This is a genomic window from Streptomyces sp. NBC_01723 (assembly GCF_036246005.1).
Classification (GTDB): Bacteria; Actinomycetota; Actinomycetes; order Streptomycetales; family Streptomycetaceae; genus Streptomyces.
In genome coordinates this window covers 3,517,326-3,531,739 of the sequence record NZ_CP109171.1, presented here as the reverse complement: position 1 = coordinate 3,531,739, position 14,414 = coordinate 3,517,326, and the positions used below count along the sequence as shown (strand labels likewise).

Annotated in this window: 13 protein-coding genes and 2 pseudogenes; 10 read left to right on the top strand and 5 right to left on the bottom strand. The window is 72.0% G+C overall.

The annotated features are described in order from the left end of the window. Window positions 1-168: 168 nt before the first annotated feature. Window positions 169-1,026 carry a helix-turn-helix domain-containing protein gene (locus tag OIE75_RS16160; protein ID WP_329471303.1) on the top strand — a complete coding sequence of 286 codons (858 nt, stop codon included), beginning with the start codon at window positions 169-171 and terminating at the stop codon, window positions 1,024-1,026. 176 nt (window positions 1,027-1,202) lie between these two features. Further along, on the top strand, window positions 1,203-1,394 hold the full coding sequence (locus OIE75_RS16155) for a DUF397 domain-containing protein (RefSeq protein WP_122619709.1): 192 nt from the start codon (window positions 1,203-1,205) through the stop codon (window positions 1,392-1,394). Between the two features lie 100 nt (window positions 1,395-1,494). Here OIE75_RS16155 and OIE75_RS16150 read toward each other — a convergent pair whose 3' ends face one another. The 3 genes from OIE75_RS16150 to OIE75_RS16140 form a co-directional block, all read right to left on the bottom strand. Then, entirely contained in the window at window positions 1,495-2,355 is an 861-nt protein-coding gene (locus tag OIE75_RS16150) for a MerR family transcriptional regulator (protein ID WP_307013077.1), read from the bottom strand. Window positions 2,356-2,484: 129 nt separating this feature from the next. Then, entirely contained in the window at window positions 2,485-3,006 is a 522-nt protein-coding gene (locus tag OIE75_RS16145) for a glutathione peroxidase (protein WP_307013076.1), read from the bottom strand. 9 nt (window positions 3,007-3,015) lie between these two features. After that, window positions 3,016-4,014 (bottom strand): ArsR/SmtB family transcription factor, encoded by a 999-nt coding sequence (locus tag OIE75_RS16140; RefSeq protein ID WP_307013074.1) that lies wholly within the window; start codon window positions 4,012-4,014, stop codon window positions 3,016-3,018. A 78-nt stretch (window positions 4,015-4,092) separates the two neighbouring features. On the opposite strand from OIE75_RS16140, the gene OIE75_RS16135 reads away from it, so the two are divergent. Then, on the top strand, window positions 4,093-5,304 hold the full coding sequence (locus tag OIE75_RS16135; protein ID WP_307013072.1) for an MFS transporter: 1,212 nt from the start codon (window positions 4,093-4,095) through the stop codon (window positions 5,302-5,304). A gap of 91 nt (window positions 5,305-5,395) precedes the next feature. Then, window positions 5,396-5,661: pseudogene (locus tag OIE75_RS41445) on the top strand (hypothetical protein); the annotation flags it as partial. 168 nt (window positions 5,662-5,829) lie between these two features. On the opposite strand, the gene OIE75_RS16130 reads toward OIE75_RS41445, so the two are convergent. Together OIE75_RS16130 and OIE75_RS16125 are read right to left on the bottom strand one after the other, a co-directional pair. Continuing rightward, entirely contained in the window at window positions 5,830-6,981 is a 1,152-nt protein-coding gene (locus OIE75_RS16130) for an RNA polymerase sigma factor (protein ID WP_329474001.1), read from the bottom strand. Window positions 6,982-6,989: 8 nt separating this feature from the next. Further along, window positions 6,990-7,397 (bottom strand): YciI family protein, encoded by a 408-nt coding sequence (locus OIE75_RS16125; protein ID WP_307013070.1) that lies wholly within the window; start codon window positions 7,395-7,397, stop codon window positions 6,990-6,992. Window positions 7,398-7,721: 324 nt separating this feature from the next. Between OIE75_RS16125 and OIE75_RS16120 the strand changes: the two genes are divergently transcribed. From OIE75_RS16120 to kdpB, 6 genes and pseudogenes are all read left to right on the top strand, one after another. Beyond that, window positions 7,722-8,714, top strand: coding sequence for an ATP-binding cassette domain-containing protein (locus OIE75_RS16120; protein WP_307017962.1), 993 nt, complete (start codon window positions 7,722-7,724; stop codon window positions 8,712-8,714). Then, on the top strand, window positions 8,711-9,499 hold the full coding sequence (locus OIE75_RS16115; RefSeq protein WP_307013069.1) for an ABC transporter permease: 789 nt from the start codon (window positions 8,711-8,713) through the stop codon (window positions 9,497-9,499). The genes OIE75_RS16120 and OIE75_RS16115 overlap by 4 nt, the downstream gene beginning before the upstream one ends. 171 nt (window positions 9,500-9,670) lie before the next feature. Next, window positions 9,671-10,114: pseudogene (locus OIE75_RS16110) on the top strand (hypothetical protein); the annotation flags it as partial. Between the two features lie 370 nt (window positions 10,115-10,484). Further along, the gene (gene kdpF, locus OIE75_RS16105) at window positions 10,485-10,574 is read left to right on the top strand and encodes a K(+)-transporting ATPase subunit F (RefSeq protein ID WP_037922167.1); all 90 of its coding nucleotides are present in this window, start codon (window positions 10,485-10,487) and stop codon (window positions 10,572-10,574) included. A gap of 7 nt (window positions 10,575-10,581) precedes the next feature. After that, complete coding sequence (gene kdpA / locus OIE75_RS16100) at window positions 10,582-12,246, top strand: potassium-transporting ATPase subunit KdpA (protein ID WP_329471302.1); 1,665 nt, start codon at window positions 10,582-10,584, stop codon at window positions 12,244-12,246. Between the two features lie 65 nt (window positions 12,247-12,311). Then, complete coding sequence (gene kdpB, locus OIE75_RS16095) at window positions 12,312-14,411, top strand: potassium-transporting ATPase subunit KdpB (protein ID WP_329474000.1); 2,100 nt, start codon at window positions 12,312-12,314, stop codon at window positions 14,409-14,411. Window positions 14,412-14,414: the final 3 nt, after the last annotated feature.

The window sequence follows — 14,414 nt, the reverse complement described above, 5'->3', positions numbered from 1 at the left end:
CGGCCCGCCGCCCCGCGCGGCCATGTGTGCGGGTGGCGTTCCGAACTGGCGTGTACGCGGCGCATATGGACCGTTTGCCAGCGGTGGAAACCACCTTGGTGGCAGTCTGCTCAGCAGCAGATACGCAAAGTGGCAAGTATGAGTCACGCAGCCGGAGGTGCACGTTCCGTGGCGTCGAGTGTCAATCCCACCGTAAGGCGGCGTCGGCTGGGCCAGGAGCTGCGCAGGCTCCGTGAGCTCAAGGGCATGACGGCCGAGGAGGTGGCGGAGCGGCTGCTGGTCTCGCAGTCGAAGATCAGCCGCCTGGAGAACGGCAGGCGCAGCATCAGCCAGCGCGACGTCCGCGACCTGTGCGGGGTCTACGAGGTCGAGGACCAGCGGATCGTCGACTCGCTGATGCAGATGGCCAAGGACTCGCGCCAGCAGGGCTGGTGGCACGCCTTCGGGGACATCCCGTACAGCGTCTACATCGGCCTGGAGACCGACGCGGAGTCGCTGCGGACCTACGAACCGCAGATCATCACCGGGCTGTTGCAGACCCGCGCGTACGCCGAGGCGCTCATCCAGGGCGCCCTGCCGGAGACGTCGGTCGCCGACATCGAGAAGCGGGTGCAGGTCCGCATACGGCGCCAGGAGCGCATCGCCACCCAGAACAACCCGCTGCGGCTGTGGGTGGTGCTCGACGAGGCCAGCCTGCGCCGCGTGGTGGGCGGCAGGCAGGTGATGCGGGAGCAGTTGGAGCACGTCGCCGAGATGTCGCAGCTGCCCCACATCACCGTGCAGGTGCTGCCGTTCGACGTCGGGGCGCACCCCGGCATCAACGGGCAGTACTCGATCCTGGAGTTCGCCGACGCGGCCGACTCGAGCGTGGTCTACATCGAGGGCGTGACCAGCGACCTGTACCTCGAGAAGGCGCTGGATGTGCAGAAGTACACGGTGATGTACGAGCATCTGCGGGCGCAGGCGCTCAACGTGGAGCAGTCGCGCCAGCGCATCGAGGACGTGGCGAAGGAGTACGCACGCTGAGAAAGGGGCGGATGCTACACCCCTGACTGGCGGTACTGGAAGACTCACCTGGAATATGCCATCCGGTCGGGTGAATGGCTGCTCCGTACGGGAAGGTCAGCGAGTAGCGTCGATCACGCCAAAGATCACACGTCATTGGCGTAAACCGCACTCAGCAACTCGCCATCGGAGCAGACATGGCAATTCGTCAGGGCGCCCAGGAATCGTGGACCAAGTCCTCCTACTCCGGAGGGAACGGCGCGTGCGTCGAGGTCCGGTCACCCCTCGTGGCGGCGCTCGCCGTCCGTGACTCCAAGGTCCAGGAGGGCCCGGTCCTCGCCTTCCCCGCCGACGCGTGGAACGCGTTCGTGGGGTCGGTCAAGGAGTAACACCCCGAGGACGACTCCACGCACCGCCCGGCAGTACCGACGGCGGAGCCCTCTCGACCAGTTCGCCGACCTTGCCGAGAGGGCTCTGTCTCACCTCACCTCACCTCACCGGGAAGGCGATGTCGCACACCGGGTCCTCGGGACCCGCCGCCTCCCAGTCGGCGAAGTACACCTCGCGGCAGGGCCCCGCCGCCGTCAGCCCCTGATCGGCGATCCACGCCTCCACCGCCTCGAACGCGGTCAGGATCTGCGGATGTGCCACCTGCGCCTTGGTGATCCGGGTGTAGGCCAGCCGCCCGGCCGGCTCCACCCGCACCCGCGTCTGCCAGACCCGCCCGCGCTCCTCGCACCACGCCCGGGCCGCCGCCTCGTCGGCCACCGGGACGCACGACTCCGCCGGGCCGTCGCTCTCCATCGACACCTCGGCGTGGTAGACGACGTACGGCGCCGCCGTCACGCCTCCGCAACCGCGGGCCGCTTCCTCCAGCCGCCCCAGCGAGGCGCCGATCCACGCAGGCAGTTCCGCCGCCAGCGTGTGCCGGGTCTCGCTGATCACCACCTGCTCGGGCACGTCCACCGTCTCGACCTCGAACCTCGCGTACATCTCGGAGCTCCTCCCCGACAGTCGTCCACGGAGGTGCTCGGTGAGCGTGCGCTGCCCGGCCACCCGGGCCTCCACTTCCGCCCAGTAGGCGTCGAGCAGGGCGGCGGCCCGGGGCCCGTCCGCGTGGACCACCTCCGCGACCTGCGCGAGCGGCATGTCCAACCGGCGCAGCAGCACCACCAGCCGGGCACGTTCCGCCTGGCCGGCGCGGTAGTAGCGGTAGCCGGTGGCCTCGTCCACCCGGGCGGGCACCAGCAGGCCCATCCGGTCGTACAGCCTGAGGGCCTTGGCCGACAGCCTGGCCCTCTCGGCGAACGCCCCGATGGTCAGCAACCCGTCGTCGCGAGCGTCGTCCACGTCGTCATCCTCCGTCGCCGGACGGCTTCTCCGCCCGGCGACGACGACGCTCGGGCCTGACCCAGGGGGAAGGTCAACCGGCCCGTCGGTAGTTCCGGTCCGGTCGATCAGCCCGCCAGCTCCGGTCGATCAGCCCGCCAGCCGGGCCTCGACCGCCGCCACGACCTCGGCCGCCTCCGGCTCGGTCTGCGGCGCGAACCGGGCGGCTACCCTGCCGTCCCGCCCGATCAGGAACTTCTCGAAGTTCCAGCGGATGTCCCCGCTGTGCCCCTCGGCGTCGGCGAAGCCGGTCAGGCGGTCGTACAACGGGTGCCGGCCCTCCCCGTTGACCTCCACCTTCTCGGTCATCGGGAACGTGACGCCGTACGTCGCCGAGCAGAACTCGGCGATCTCGTCGGAGCCGCCGGGCTCCTGGCCCATGAACTGGTTGCAGGGCACGCCCAGCACGGTGAAGCCCTGCTCCGCGTACCGCTCGTGCAGCCGCTCCAGGCCGGCGTACTGCGGGGTGAGCCCGCACTTGGAGGCCACGTTGACCACCAGTACGACCCGGCCCGCGTACTGGGAGAGGTCGGCGGACCCGCCCTGGAGGGCGTCGATCCCGACGTCGAGGGGGAGGCTTTCGCTGCTGCGCGCGTTCTCTGAGGTCGTCATGCCCGGATGCTAGCCCCGCCCGATGACAGGTTCCCCGGCCGCCTCCCCGGCCGCCGCCTCGACCAGCACCTCCCCGGCCGCCGTCCGTGAGTACAGCACCGACCGGCCCGACCGGCGTCGCTCCACCAGGCCGGCGTCCAGCAGCACCCGCAGATGCCGTCCGACCGAGCCGAGGGCCTGTCCGGTCACCCCCACCAGCTGGCTGGTGCTCATCGGGGAGCCCAGCAGGACCAGTACACCCGCGCGGGCCGGGCCGAGCAGCGCGCCGAGCGCCGCGGGGACGGTGCGCGCACCGTCGTCCGCGAGGGCACCCGTGCACGGGTAGACCACCGCGTACCGCTCCGGTTCCTCCCACGCCACCCAGCCCTGCCGCTGCGGGGTGATGGGCACGAGGGCAAGCTCGGCCCCGGACAGGTCGCGCGGCGGGTACGGGTTCAGGTTGATCTGGAGGCGGCTGTCGCCGAGCCAGCGGGTGCCGGGCCGCAGCGCGTCGAGCACCGCCGCCCAGCCGCCCCGGCTGACCCGCGCGGTCCGGGCGACGACATCCGCCTCCAGGACACGGCGGCGCCGCTCCCAGTCGGGCCGTACGGCCTCGGCCCAGACGTCCTCCAGCAGCGCGGCGGCGCGCTCGGGCAGGTCGTCCCGGTCCAGGGCGGAGGGCAGCACACCCCCGAGGGAGACGGCCAGGTCGGCGCGGGCCACGTCGGGGCGGGTCGTCCGGACGCGCGCGACGCCCTCGTCGAAGGTCTCGCCCTCACGCGGGGCGGGCGTGAGGAAGTCGGCGATCCACTCCCGGCCGACGCCCGAACGGACCAGGAGCGCCGTCACGGGATCGTCCGCGAGCCGGCGCCGGTACGCGGGCAGCCGGGCGTCGAGCCAGGCCCGTTCACCCGGGTGCGCGGCCACCCCGGCGTGCAGCAGCTTCAGGCACGCGAAGGTCTCGGCAAGGGGCGAGACGACGAAACGGCTGCGCGCGAGGGTGTCGGCGTTGATCTGCCACCAGCCCATACGCCGCCTCCCGCCGCCGACGTTTCGCACGGACGCGAAAGAATAACGCCGGTCCCCGCGGCGGCCCAGACTCCCCGCATGCCAGACACCCGCCGCACGAGCTACGCGGACCTCTTCCGCACCCCGGAGTTCAGCCCCCTCTTCCTCTCCTCCTCGGCCAACATCGCCGCACAGACGGTGAGCGGACTGGCGCTCGGCACCCTGGTGTTCCGCGCGACGGGGTCACCGCTGCTGTCCGCGGTGAGCATGTTCGGTCCGGCACTGGCCCAGGTGCTGGGCGCCACCCTCTTCCTCTCCGGCGCCGACCGGCTCGCCCCGCGCACCACGCTGGCGGCGCTCTCCCTGGCCTTCGCGGCCGCCACCGCCGCCCTCGCGCTGCCCGGCCTGCCCATCTGGGCGATGCTCGCCATCGTCCTCGTCGAGGGACTGATCGCCTCCCTCGGCGGCGGCGTCCGCTGGGGCCTGCTGACCGAGATCCTCTCCAAGGACCGCTACCTGACCGGGCGTTCGCTCTTCAACATGATGAGCGGCGTCATGCAGATCGCCGGATACGCGGCCGGCGGCGTCCTGGTGACCCTGCTGTCACCGCGCCTGTGCCTGCTGCTCGCGGCCGGTCTGTACGCCACCGCGGCGGCCCTCGCGCTGCGGCTGACCCGCCGTCCGCCGCGCGCCACCGGCCGCCCCTCGGTACGCGCCACCTGGCACGCCAACGCCCTGCTCTGGTCCGCCCGTCCGCGCCGCCACGTGCTGCTGGCCCTGTGGATCCCCAACGGCCTCGTCGTCGGCTGCGAGTCGCTGTACGTCTCCTACGACCCCCGCGCGGCCGGCACGCTGTTCGCCTGCGCCGCGCTGGGCATGCTCGCGGGGGACGTGACGGTCGGCCGGCTGCTCCCGGCCCGGCTGCGTCCGCGGTTCGGCGTCCCGCTGCTGGTGCTGCTGGCCGCGCCGTACCTGGCGCTGTTCCTGCGCCCGCCGCTGCCGCTGACGGCCGTACTGGTCGCGCTGGCCTCCGTGGGCTTCGGCGCGAGCCTGGTGCAGCAGGAGCGCCTGGTCGCCCTGACCCCCGACGAACTCTCCGGGCACGTCCTCGGACTGCACTCCGCCGGAATGCTCACCCTGCAGGGCGTCTCCGCGACGCTGGCCGGCACGGTCGCCCAGTTCACCTCCCCGGCGACGGCGATGACCGCGATGGCGGCGGGCTCCCTCGCGGTGACCCTCGCGCTGACGGTGGCGAGCCGGCGCGGCGCGGCCGACGGGGGGCTGCTGCCGAGGCTGGTCCGGGCGGCGTGAGGAGCCGTTCCCGGGGGAGGCCCCTGAGCCTCCCCCGGGAACGCGATCGAGCGGACGCGGGCCAGATCCGCCTCCCGGCGCGAGCGCATCACGGTCGCCGCGACGGGTGGCCCAGCGGGTCCTGCCGCGCCCGGTACCGCTGCCGCGGGCCCGCTGCAGGCCGCCCTCTCGTACACCTCGGCCTCGCCGAGGCCGGATCGGCGGCGACCCGTACGAGGTGGTCGCCTCGCCGCAGGCGTCCGGGTGTTCGTCGGCGACGTGCAGGGCAGGGGGCTGGACGCGGTGGAGACCGCCGCCCGGATCCTCGGCACCTTCCGGGAGGCGGCGTACGACCCGGTGCACGCCCTCCCGCTCGGCCCGGCGGCCCCGGCCGGACCCCTTCCCGCTGCCCTTCACACGACGACGCGGCGATGCTGCCGCTGCGGTTCTGCCAGGCCCCCGGGGCCACGCAGACTCCGGATGCGTCGCCGACCGGCCGGGCGCAGACTGACCGGGTGAGCGGAACGCACACGGAGCGGGACCCGGTCAACTTCCCGGAGGGCGAGCTGCGTTGAGCCGGGCCGCGCGGCGGGTCAGGTGGTCGCGTTCGGCGAGGTTGTCGGCCTTGAGGGCCGCCTCGGCGTACAGCCGTGCCGCTGTGTCCGGGTCGCCGTCCCGCTCGTGCAGGTACGCCGCCGCCGCGGTGTACCTGGGCAGCGAGGAGTCCACCGCCGCGAGCGCCGCCAGACCCGCCCGCGGGCCGTCGGCCTCACCGACGGCCACCGCGCGGTTGAGCCGGACCACGGGGCTGTCGGTCAGGCGGGCCAGCTCGTCGTACCACTCCACGATCTGCACCCAGTCCGTCTCCTCGGCGGTGGGCGCGTCGGCGTGCAGGGCGGCGACGGCCGCCTGGGCCTGGAACTCGCCCAGCCGGTCGCGGGCCAGCGCCCCCTGGAGGATCGCCACGCCCTCGGCGATCGACGCGGTGTCCCACCGGCCGCGGTCCTGCTCGGCGAGCGGCACCAGGCTGCCGTCGGGCGCGGTCCGCGCGGCGCGGCGCGCGTGGTGGAGCAGCATCAGCGCCAGCAGCCCCGCCACCTCGGGATGATCGACGGCGGCCGCCAGCTGCCGGGTGAGCCGGATGGCCTCGGCGGCGAGGTCGACGTCGCCCGAGTAGCCCTCGTTGAACACCAGGTAGAGCACCCGCAGCACGGTCGCCACGTCTCCTGGCCGGTCGAACCGCACGCCGGAGACGGTGCGTTTGGCGCGGCTGATGCGCTGCGCCATGGTCGCCTCCGGCACCAGGTAGGCGCGGGCGATCTGACGGGTGGTGAGTCCGCCGACGGCGCGCAGGGTGAGCGCGACCGCCGACGACGGCGTCAACGAGGGGTGGGCGCACAGGAAGTAGAGCTGGAGGGTGTCGTCCACCGAGGACGCGGGGCCGGGCGCCGGCTCCTCGTCCACCCGGTCCTCGCGCCGTCGGCGGGCGGTGTCCGACCGGGTCGCGTCGAGGAAACGCCGCCAGGCCACGGCGACCAGCCAGCCCTTCGGGTCCCGCGGCGGGTCGTCCGGCCAGGCCCGGACCGCCTCCATCAGGGCGTCCTGGACCGCGTCCTCGGCCGCCGCGAAGTCCGCGCCGCGGCGGACGAGGATGCCGAGCACGCTCGGCGTGAGGCTCCTCAGCAGGACCTCGTCCATCTCCCGGGTCACTCCGTGACGGTGGGCGGCTCGACCAGGAACGGGCGCAGCTCCAGCCACTCGTGGATCGGCTTCCCGCCCGCGCCGGGGGCGGCCGACAGCTCACCGGCCAGCTCGACGGCGCGCTCGTAGGTGTCGACGTCGATGATCATCCAGCCGGCGATCAGGTCCTTGGTCTCGGCGAACGGGCCGTCCGTGACCGGAGGGCGCCCCTCACCGTCGTACCGGACGAAGGTGCCCTCGGGGGCGAGCGCCTGACCGTCGACGAACTCGCCGGTCTTCTCCAGACGGTCCGCGAAGTCCCGCATGTACTGCATGTGCGCCGAGATCTCCTCGGGCGTCCACTGGTCCATCGGCACGTCGTTCACGGCAGCCGGGGCGCCTCGGTAGTGCTTGAGCAGCAGGTACTTGGCCATGGTGCGTCTCCTCGGTGCTGGTGCGGTCCATTGTGGCCGCGTGCACCCCGGGGACGGAGCGGGACCCGTGTTCTCGACATCGCCGTACGGACTTCTTCAGAGAATTTTTCGCGGCTCCGGACGGCGCTCCGACCTGCGACTTCGCGCGCGTGGCACGCGTTGGCATCGTGTGGTGCCAGGCTGTGCCACATTCTCCCTTGCTTGTGGCGCCATAGTGGTGCCATGATGACGTCATCGACTTCAGCGGTACGTCGGAACCCACCGCGCTTCTCGTCCCCAGTCACTCCAGCCTTCGAACGGGAGGGCCCCGTGCCTTCGACTGTCATGCCCACATCCGGCCAGGGTGCCGCCCCCGCGCCCGCCGCCATCTCCGCCGTCGGCCTGCGCAAGTCCTTCGGCGACAAGGTGGTCCTGGACGGCATCGACCTGCGCATCCCGGCCGGATCGGTGTTCGCGCTGCTCGGGCCGAACGGGGCGGGCAAGACCACCGCCGTCAAGATCCTCTCCACCCTGATCACCGCCGACGGCGGCCAGGCCCAGGTCGGCGGCCACGACCTCGGCACCGACCCGCAGGCCGTGCGCGCCGCGATCGGCGTCACCGGCCAGTTCTCCGCCGTGGACGGGCTGATCACCGGCGAGGAGAACATGCTCCTGATGGCGGACCTGAACCACCTGTCCAAGGCCGAGGGCCGGCGGGTCGCCGCCGAACTGCTGGAACGCTTCGACCTCGTCGAGGCCGCGAAGAAGCCCGCCTCCACCTACTCCGGCGGCATGAAGCGCCGCCTGGACATCGCCATGACCCTGGTGGGCAACCCGCGCATCATCTTCCTCGACGAGCCCACCACCGGCCTCGACCCCCGCTCCCGGCACAACATGTGGAAGATCATCCGCGCACTCGTCAACGGCGGCACCACCGTCTTCCTCACCACCCAGTACCTGGAGGAGGCCGACGAACTCGCCGACCGCATCGCCGTCCTCAACGGCGGCCGGATCGCCGCCGAGGGCAGTGCCGACGAGCTCAAGCGCCTCATCCCGGGCGGCCACGTCCGCCTGCGCTTCACCGACCCCGCCGCCTACCGCGACGCCACCGACGCCCTCGCCGACGCCGCCCGCGACGACGAGGCGCTCACCCTCCAGATCCCCAACGACGGCAGCCAACGCGAACTGCGCACCGTCCTGGACCGGCTCGACGCGGCCGGCGTCGAGGCCGACGAGCTGACCGTGCACACCCCCGACCTCGACGACGTCTTCTTCGCCCTCACCGGCTCCACCACCGTCCCCGCCCAGGCCGACCAGTCCAAGGAGACCGCCCGATGAGCACCCTCGCCCTCACCCTGCGCGACTCGTCCACCATGCTCCGGCGGAACCTGCTGCACGCCCGCCGCTACCCGTCCCTCACCCTGAACCTGCTGCTCACCCCGGTCATGCTGCTCCTGCTCTTCGTCTACGTCTTCGGCGACGTGATGAGCGCGGGCATGGGCGGCGGCGCGGACCGCGACGCCTACGTCGCCTACCTCGTCCCCGGGCTGATCCTGATGACCATCGGCAGCACCACGGTCGGTACGGCCGTCTCCGTCTCCAACGACATGACCGAGGGCATCATCGCCCGCTTCCGCACCATGGCGATCCACCGCGGCTCGGTCCTCGTCGGGCACGTCGTCGGCAGCGTGCTCCAGTCCATCCTCAGCGTCGTCTTCGTCGGCCTCGTCGCCCTCGCGATCGGCTTCCGCTCCACCGACGCCACGGCCCTGGAGTGGCTCGCCGCGTTCGGACTGATCACGGCCTTCTCCGCCGCCCTCACCTGGATCGCCGTCGGCATGGGTCTGATCAGCCCCAACGCCGAGGCCGCCAGCAACAACGCGCTGCCGCTGATCTTCCTCCCGCTCATCTCCAGCACCTTCGTGCCGATCGACGCGATGCCGGGCTGGTTCCAGCCGATCGCCGAGTACCAGCCCTTCACCCCGTGCATCGAGACCCTGCGCGGCCTGCTGCTCGGCACCGAGATCGGCCACAACGGCTGGCTGGCCCTCGGCTGGTGCGTGGCCCTCACCGTGCTCGGCTACTTCTGGTCGAAGTCGGTCTTCGACCGCGACCCGAGGTAGTGCCGGAGCGGCCCCTCGCTCCACCGTCCCAGGGCGGCGCACCCCGACACCGTGTCGGGGTGCGCCGCCTTTCTGGTGGCACAGCTGACGCCATAAAGGGCTCGTAATGGTGCCACATGTGTGCCATAGTGGCGTCAACAAGGTGCGCGGAATCTACAGGGGGGTCGGACCATGGAAACGGTGACGGTGACGGTGGCCGCGGACAGAGCGCCCGGCAGGCCGCACGGGGCGCCCGGTGCCCTCGCCGCCTTCGCCCGCTTCGTCCTGTGCGGCGGCGGGCTGGGACTGGCCTCCAGCGTCGCCGTGGCGGCCCTCGCCGCCTGGCTCCCCTGGGCCCTGGCCAACGCCGTGATCACCGTGGTCTCGACGCTCCTCGCCACCGAGCTGCACGCCCGCTTCACCTTCGGTGCCGGCGGGCGCGCGACCTGGCGCCAGCACACGCAGTCCGCCGGATCGGCGGCGGCCGCGTACGCGGCGACCTGCGCGGCGATGCTCGCCCTGCACCAGCTGGTGGCGGCGCCCGGCGCGGTCCTTGAGCAGATCGTCTACCTGTCCGCCTCCGCACTCGCCGGCGTCGCGCGCTTCGCCGTACTGCGCCTCGTCGTCTTCAACCGTCGCGGTGCCGTCCCGCCACGGGCCGGCGACCCCGAGGCCACGGAGCGCCGGGCGCCCTCGGCCGGCCGGTACCCCGGGTGCGGGTCGGCGACGAGCGTCCCGGGGTCCGCCGCGACCCGGCACGGACGCGTCGTCGCAGCGCGCCGTGCCGCCGGCGGCAGGCACCCCATCAGGGAAGCGTCAAAGCCGTTCGGGTCGACGTATGGAAGCCATCAACGACGGCCGAATCCGGCCAGGAAGGAGCTTTCCTCGAACTGTCAGTTCCCTGCCCGAACCTCTTAGGAGTTGCGATGGCCGACGTGGCCTTCGTCGTCACCACGCTCGCGGTGTTCGCGCTCGTGGCTCTCGTCGCCAAGGGGGTGACGAAGCTGTGACCGCAGAGAACATCGTCGGCCTGATCGTGGCCGTCGCCCTCCTGGGTTACCTCGTCCTCGCCCTGATCCACCCGGAGAGGTTCTGAGCACCACATGAGCCCCGTCCTCGCCGGCGTCCTCCAGCTGCTCGCGCTCATCGCCGCGCTGGCGCTCGCCTACGTACCCCTCGGCAACCACATGGCCCGGGTCTACTCCTCCGACAAGCACTGGCGCGTCGAGAAGTGGATCTACAAGGGCATCGGTGCCGACCCCGACCGGGAGATGCACTGGCCCGCGTACCTGCGCGGCGTGCTCGCCTTCTCCCTCGCCGGCGTCCTCTTCCTCTACCTGCTCCAGCGGCTCCAGGGCGTCCTCCCCGGCTCCCTCGGCTTCGCCTCCATCGACCCGGACCAGGCGTTCAACACCGCCGTGTCCTTCGTGACCAACACCAACTGGCAGTCGTACTCCGGCGAACAGGCCATGGGCCACGTCGTGCAGACCGCCGGCCTCGCCGTGCAGAACTTCGTCTCCGCCGCCGTCGGCATGGCCGTCGCCATCGCCCTGGTGCGCGGCTTCGCCCGGTCCCGCACCGGTGAGCTGGGCAACTTCTGGTCGGACCTGGTGCGCGGTGTCGTCCGCGTCCTGGTGCCGATCGCCGCGGTCGCCGCCGTCGTCCTGGTCGCCTGCGGGGCCATCCAGAACTTCTCCGGCATCCACGAGGTCGGTCAGTTCCTCGGCGACCCGCAGCAGTGGAACGGCGGCGCGGTCGCCTCCCAGGAGGCCATCAAGGAGCTGGGCACCAACGGCGGCGGCTACTTCAACGCCAACTCCGCCCACCCCTTCGAGAACCCGACGCCCTTCTCGAACCTGTTCGAGATCTTCCTGATCCTGCTCATCCCGTTCTCGCTGACCCGGACCTTCGGCCTGATGGTCGGCTCGGTCCGCCAGGGCTACGCGATCCTCGGCACGATGGCCGCCATCTGGGTCGGCTTCACCGCCCTGATGATGTGGACCGAGTTCGCCCACCACGGACCGGCCCCGGAACTCGCGGGCGCGTCGATGGAGGGCAAGGAGCTGCGCTTCGGCGTGGGCGCCTCGTCGATCTTCGCGGTGTCGACCACGCTGACCTCCACGGGCGCTGTGGACTCCTTCCACTCCTCGTTCACCGGACTCGGCGGCGGCATCACCATGCTCGGCATGATGCTGGGCGAGATCGCGCCCGGCGGCGTCGGCTCCGGCCTCTACGGGATGCTGATCATGGCGGTCATCGCGGTGTTCATCGCCGGTCTGATGGTCGGCCGAACACCCGAGTACCTGGGCAAGAAGATCGGCACCCGCGAGATCAAGTTCGCGGCCTGCTACATCCTCATCACGCCCGCCCTGGTCCTGGTCTTCACCGCCGCCGCCATGGCCCTGCCGACCCCGGGCCACTCGATGACCAACAGCGGGGCGCACGGATTCTCCGAGATCCTCTACGCCTACACCTCGGCCTCGAACAACAACGGCTCCGCCTTCGCCGGCCTGAACGCGGACACGCAGTGGTTCAACAGCACCCTGGGGCTGGCGATGCTGCTCGGCCGCTTCCTGCCGATGGTGTTCGTCCTGGCGCTCGCGGGCTCCCTCGCCCAGCAGAAGCCCGTACCCGCCTCCGCCGGCACCCTGCGCACCGAGAAGCCGCTGTTCACCGGCCTGCTCGTCGGCGCCGTCCTGATCATCACCGGTCTGACCTACTTCCCGGCGCTCGCGCTGGGCCCGCTCGCCGAGGGGCTGGCGGCATGAACACCGGTACCCCTGCCCACCACACCGACTCCCAGCGGCCCGACCCGCAGAAGCACGAGGACGCCATGTCCACAGCCACCCCGACCAGGGCGCCGCACAGCGACGCGCCCACCGGGCACAAGCCGGAGGAAGGCCGCGTCGGCGCGGGCCTCTTCGACCCCGGGCAGCTGGTCAGGTCGCTGCCCGACGCCCTCCGCAAACTGGACCCGCGCGTGATGGTGAAGTCGCCCGTCATGTTCGTCGTCCTCGTCGGTTCCGTCCTGACGACGGCGTTCTCCTTCGCCGACCCCGGCGACTGGTTCGGCTGGACCATCAGCGCCTGGCTCTGGCTGACCGTGATCTTCGCCAACCTCGCGGAGGCCGTCGCCGAGGGCCGCGGCAAGGCGCAGGCCGACACCCTGCGCAGGGCCAAGACCGACACCGTCGCCCGCCGCCTGGTGGACGGTCGCGAGGAGCGGGTGCCGGGCACCGGGCTGCGCGTCGGCGACCTCGTGGTCTGCGAGGCCGGCGACGTCATCCCCGGCGACGGAGACGTCGCCGAGGGCGTCGCCTCCGTGGACGAGTCGGCGATCACCGGCGAGTCCGCGCCCGTCATCCGCGAGTCCGGCGGCGACCGGTCCGCGGTCACCGGCGGCACCAAGGTGCTCTCCGACCGGATCGTCGTCAGGATCACGACGAAGCCGGGGGAGACCTTCATCGACCGGATGATCAACCTGGTGGAGGGCGCGGCCCGGCAGAAGACGCCGAACGAGATCGCGCTGAACATCCTGCTGGCCTCGCTGACCGTCGTCTTCCTGCTGGCCTGCGCCACCCTGCCGCCGCTGGCCGGCTACGCGGGCACCGACCTGACGATGGTCGTGCTGGTGGCCCTGCTGGTCTGCCTCATCCCGACCACGATCGGCGCCCTGCTCTCCGCGATCGGCATCGCGGGCATGGACCGGCTCGTGCAGCGCAACGTGCTCGCGATGTCCGGCCGCGCGGTCGAGGCGGCCGGCGACGTCTCCACCCTGCTGCTGGACAAGACCGGCACCATCACCCTCGGCAACCGGCAGGCCGCCGAGTTCGTGCCGGTCGGCGGCGCCACCGAGGCCCGGCTGGCGGACGCCGCCCAGCTCTCCTCGCTGGCCGACGAGACGCCCGAGGGCCGCTCCGTCGTCGTCCTGGCCAAGGAGCGGTACGGGCTGCGCGAGCGCGACCGGGGCGAGCTGGTGGGCGCCGAGTGGATCGAGTTCACCGCCCAGACCCGGATGTCCGGCGTGGACGTCGACGGCCGCAAGGTCCGCAAGGGCGCGGCCGGTTCGGTCACCGCCTGGGTCCGCGAACGCGGCGGCACGGTCGCCGAGGGCGCCGGCGAGGCCGCCGACCGCATCTCCGCGGCGGGCGGCACCCCGCTGCTGGTCGCCGTGGAGGACGGCGACGGCGCCCGCGTCCTCGGGGTGATCCACCTGAAGGACGTGGTCAAGCAGGGCATGCGGGAGCGGTTCGAGGAACTGCGGCGCATGGGCATCAAGACCGTCATGATCACCGGCGACAACCCGCTGACGGCCAAGGCCATCGCCGCGGAGGCGGGCGTCGACGACTTCCTCGCGGAGGCCACGCCCGAGGACAAGATGGCCCTGATCAAGCGGGAGCAGGCCGGCGGGAAGCTGGTCGCGATGACCGGCGACGGCACCAACGACGCGCCCGCGCTCGCGCAGGCCGACGTCGGCGTCGCGATGAACACGGGTACGTCGGCCGCCAAGGAGGCCGGCAACATGGTCGACCTCGACTCCAACCCGACCAAGCTCATCGAGATCGTCGAGATCGGCAAGCAGCTCCTCATCACGCGCGGCGCGCTGACGACGTTCTCCATCGCCAACGACGTCGCCAAGTACTTCGCGATCATCCCGGCGCTCTTCGCGGCCGTCTACCCGGGCCTCGACAAGCTCAACGTCATGCAGCTGTCCTCGCCGGACTCCGCGATCCTGTCCGCGGTGATCTTCAACGCGCTGGTCATCGTCGCCCTGGTGCCGCTCGCCCTCAAGGGCGTCCGCTACCGGCCGCTCAGCGCCGACCGGCTGCTCCGCCGCAACCTCGCCGTCTACGGCCTGGGCGGGCTGATCGCGCCCTTCCTCGGCATCAAGGCCATCGACCTGCTCATCTCCCTCATCCCCGGGATCGGCTGACCG

Coding starts and splice junctions, on each gene's coding strand:
- OIE75_RS16155 (WP_122619709.1), top strand. CDS start 1,203: ATGGCAATTCGTCAGGGCGCCCAGGAATCGTGGACCAAGTCCTCCTAC.
- OIE75_RS16145 (WP_307013076.1), bottom strand. CDS start 3,006: ATGACGACCTCAGAGAACGCGCGCAGCAGCGAAAGCCTCCCCCTCGAC.
- OIE75_RS16140 (WP_307013074.1), bottom strand. CDS start 4,014: ATGGGCTGGTGGCAGATCAACGCCGACACCCTCGCGCGCAGCCGTTTC.
- OIE75_RS16135 (WP_307013072.1), top strand. CDS start 4,093: ATGCCAGACACCCGCCGCACGAGCTACGCGGACCTCTTCCGCACCCCG.
- OIE75_RS16130 (WP_329474001.1), bottom strand. CDS start 6,981: ATGGACGAGGTCCTGCTGAGGAGCCTCACGCCGAGCGTGCTCGGCATC.
- OIE75_RS16125 (WP_307013070.1), bottom strand. CDS start 7,397: ATGGCCAAGTACCTGCTGCTCAAGCACTACCGAGGCGCCCCGGCTGCC.
- OIE75_RS16120 (WP_307017962.1), top strand. CDS start 7,722: ATGCCCACATCCGGCCAGGGTGCCGCCCCCGCGCCCGCCGCCATCTCC.
- OIE75_RS16115 (WP_307013069.1), top strand. CDS start 8,711: ATGAGCACCCTCGCCCTCACCCTGCGCGACTCGTCCACCATGCTCCGG.
- kdpA (WP_329471302.1), top strand. CDS start 10,582: ATGAGCCCCGTCCTCGCCGGCGTCCTCCAGCTGCTCGCGCTCATCGCC.
- kdpB (WP_329474000.1), top strand. CDS start 12,312: ATGTCCACAGCCACCCCGACCAGGGCGCCGCACAGCGACGCGCCCACC.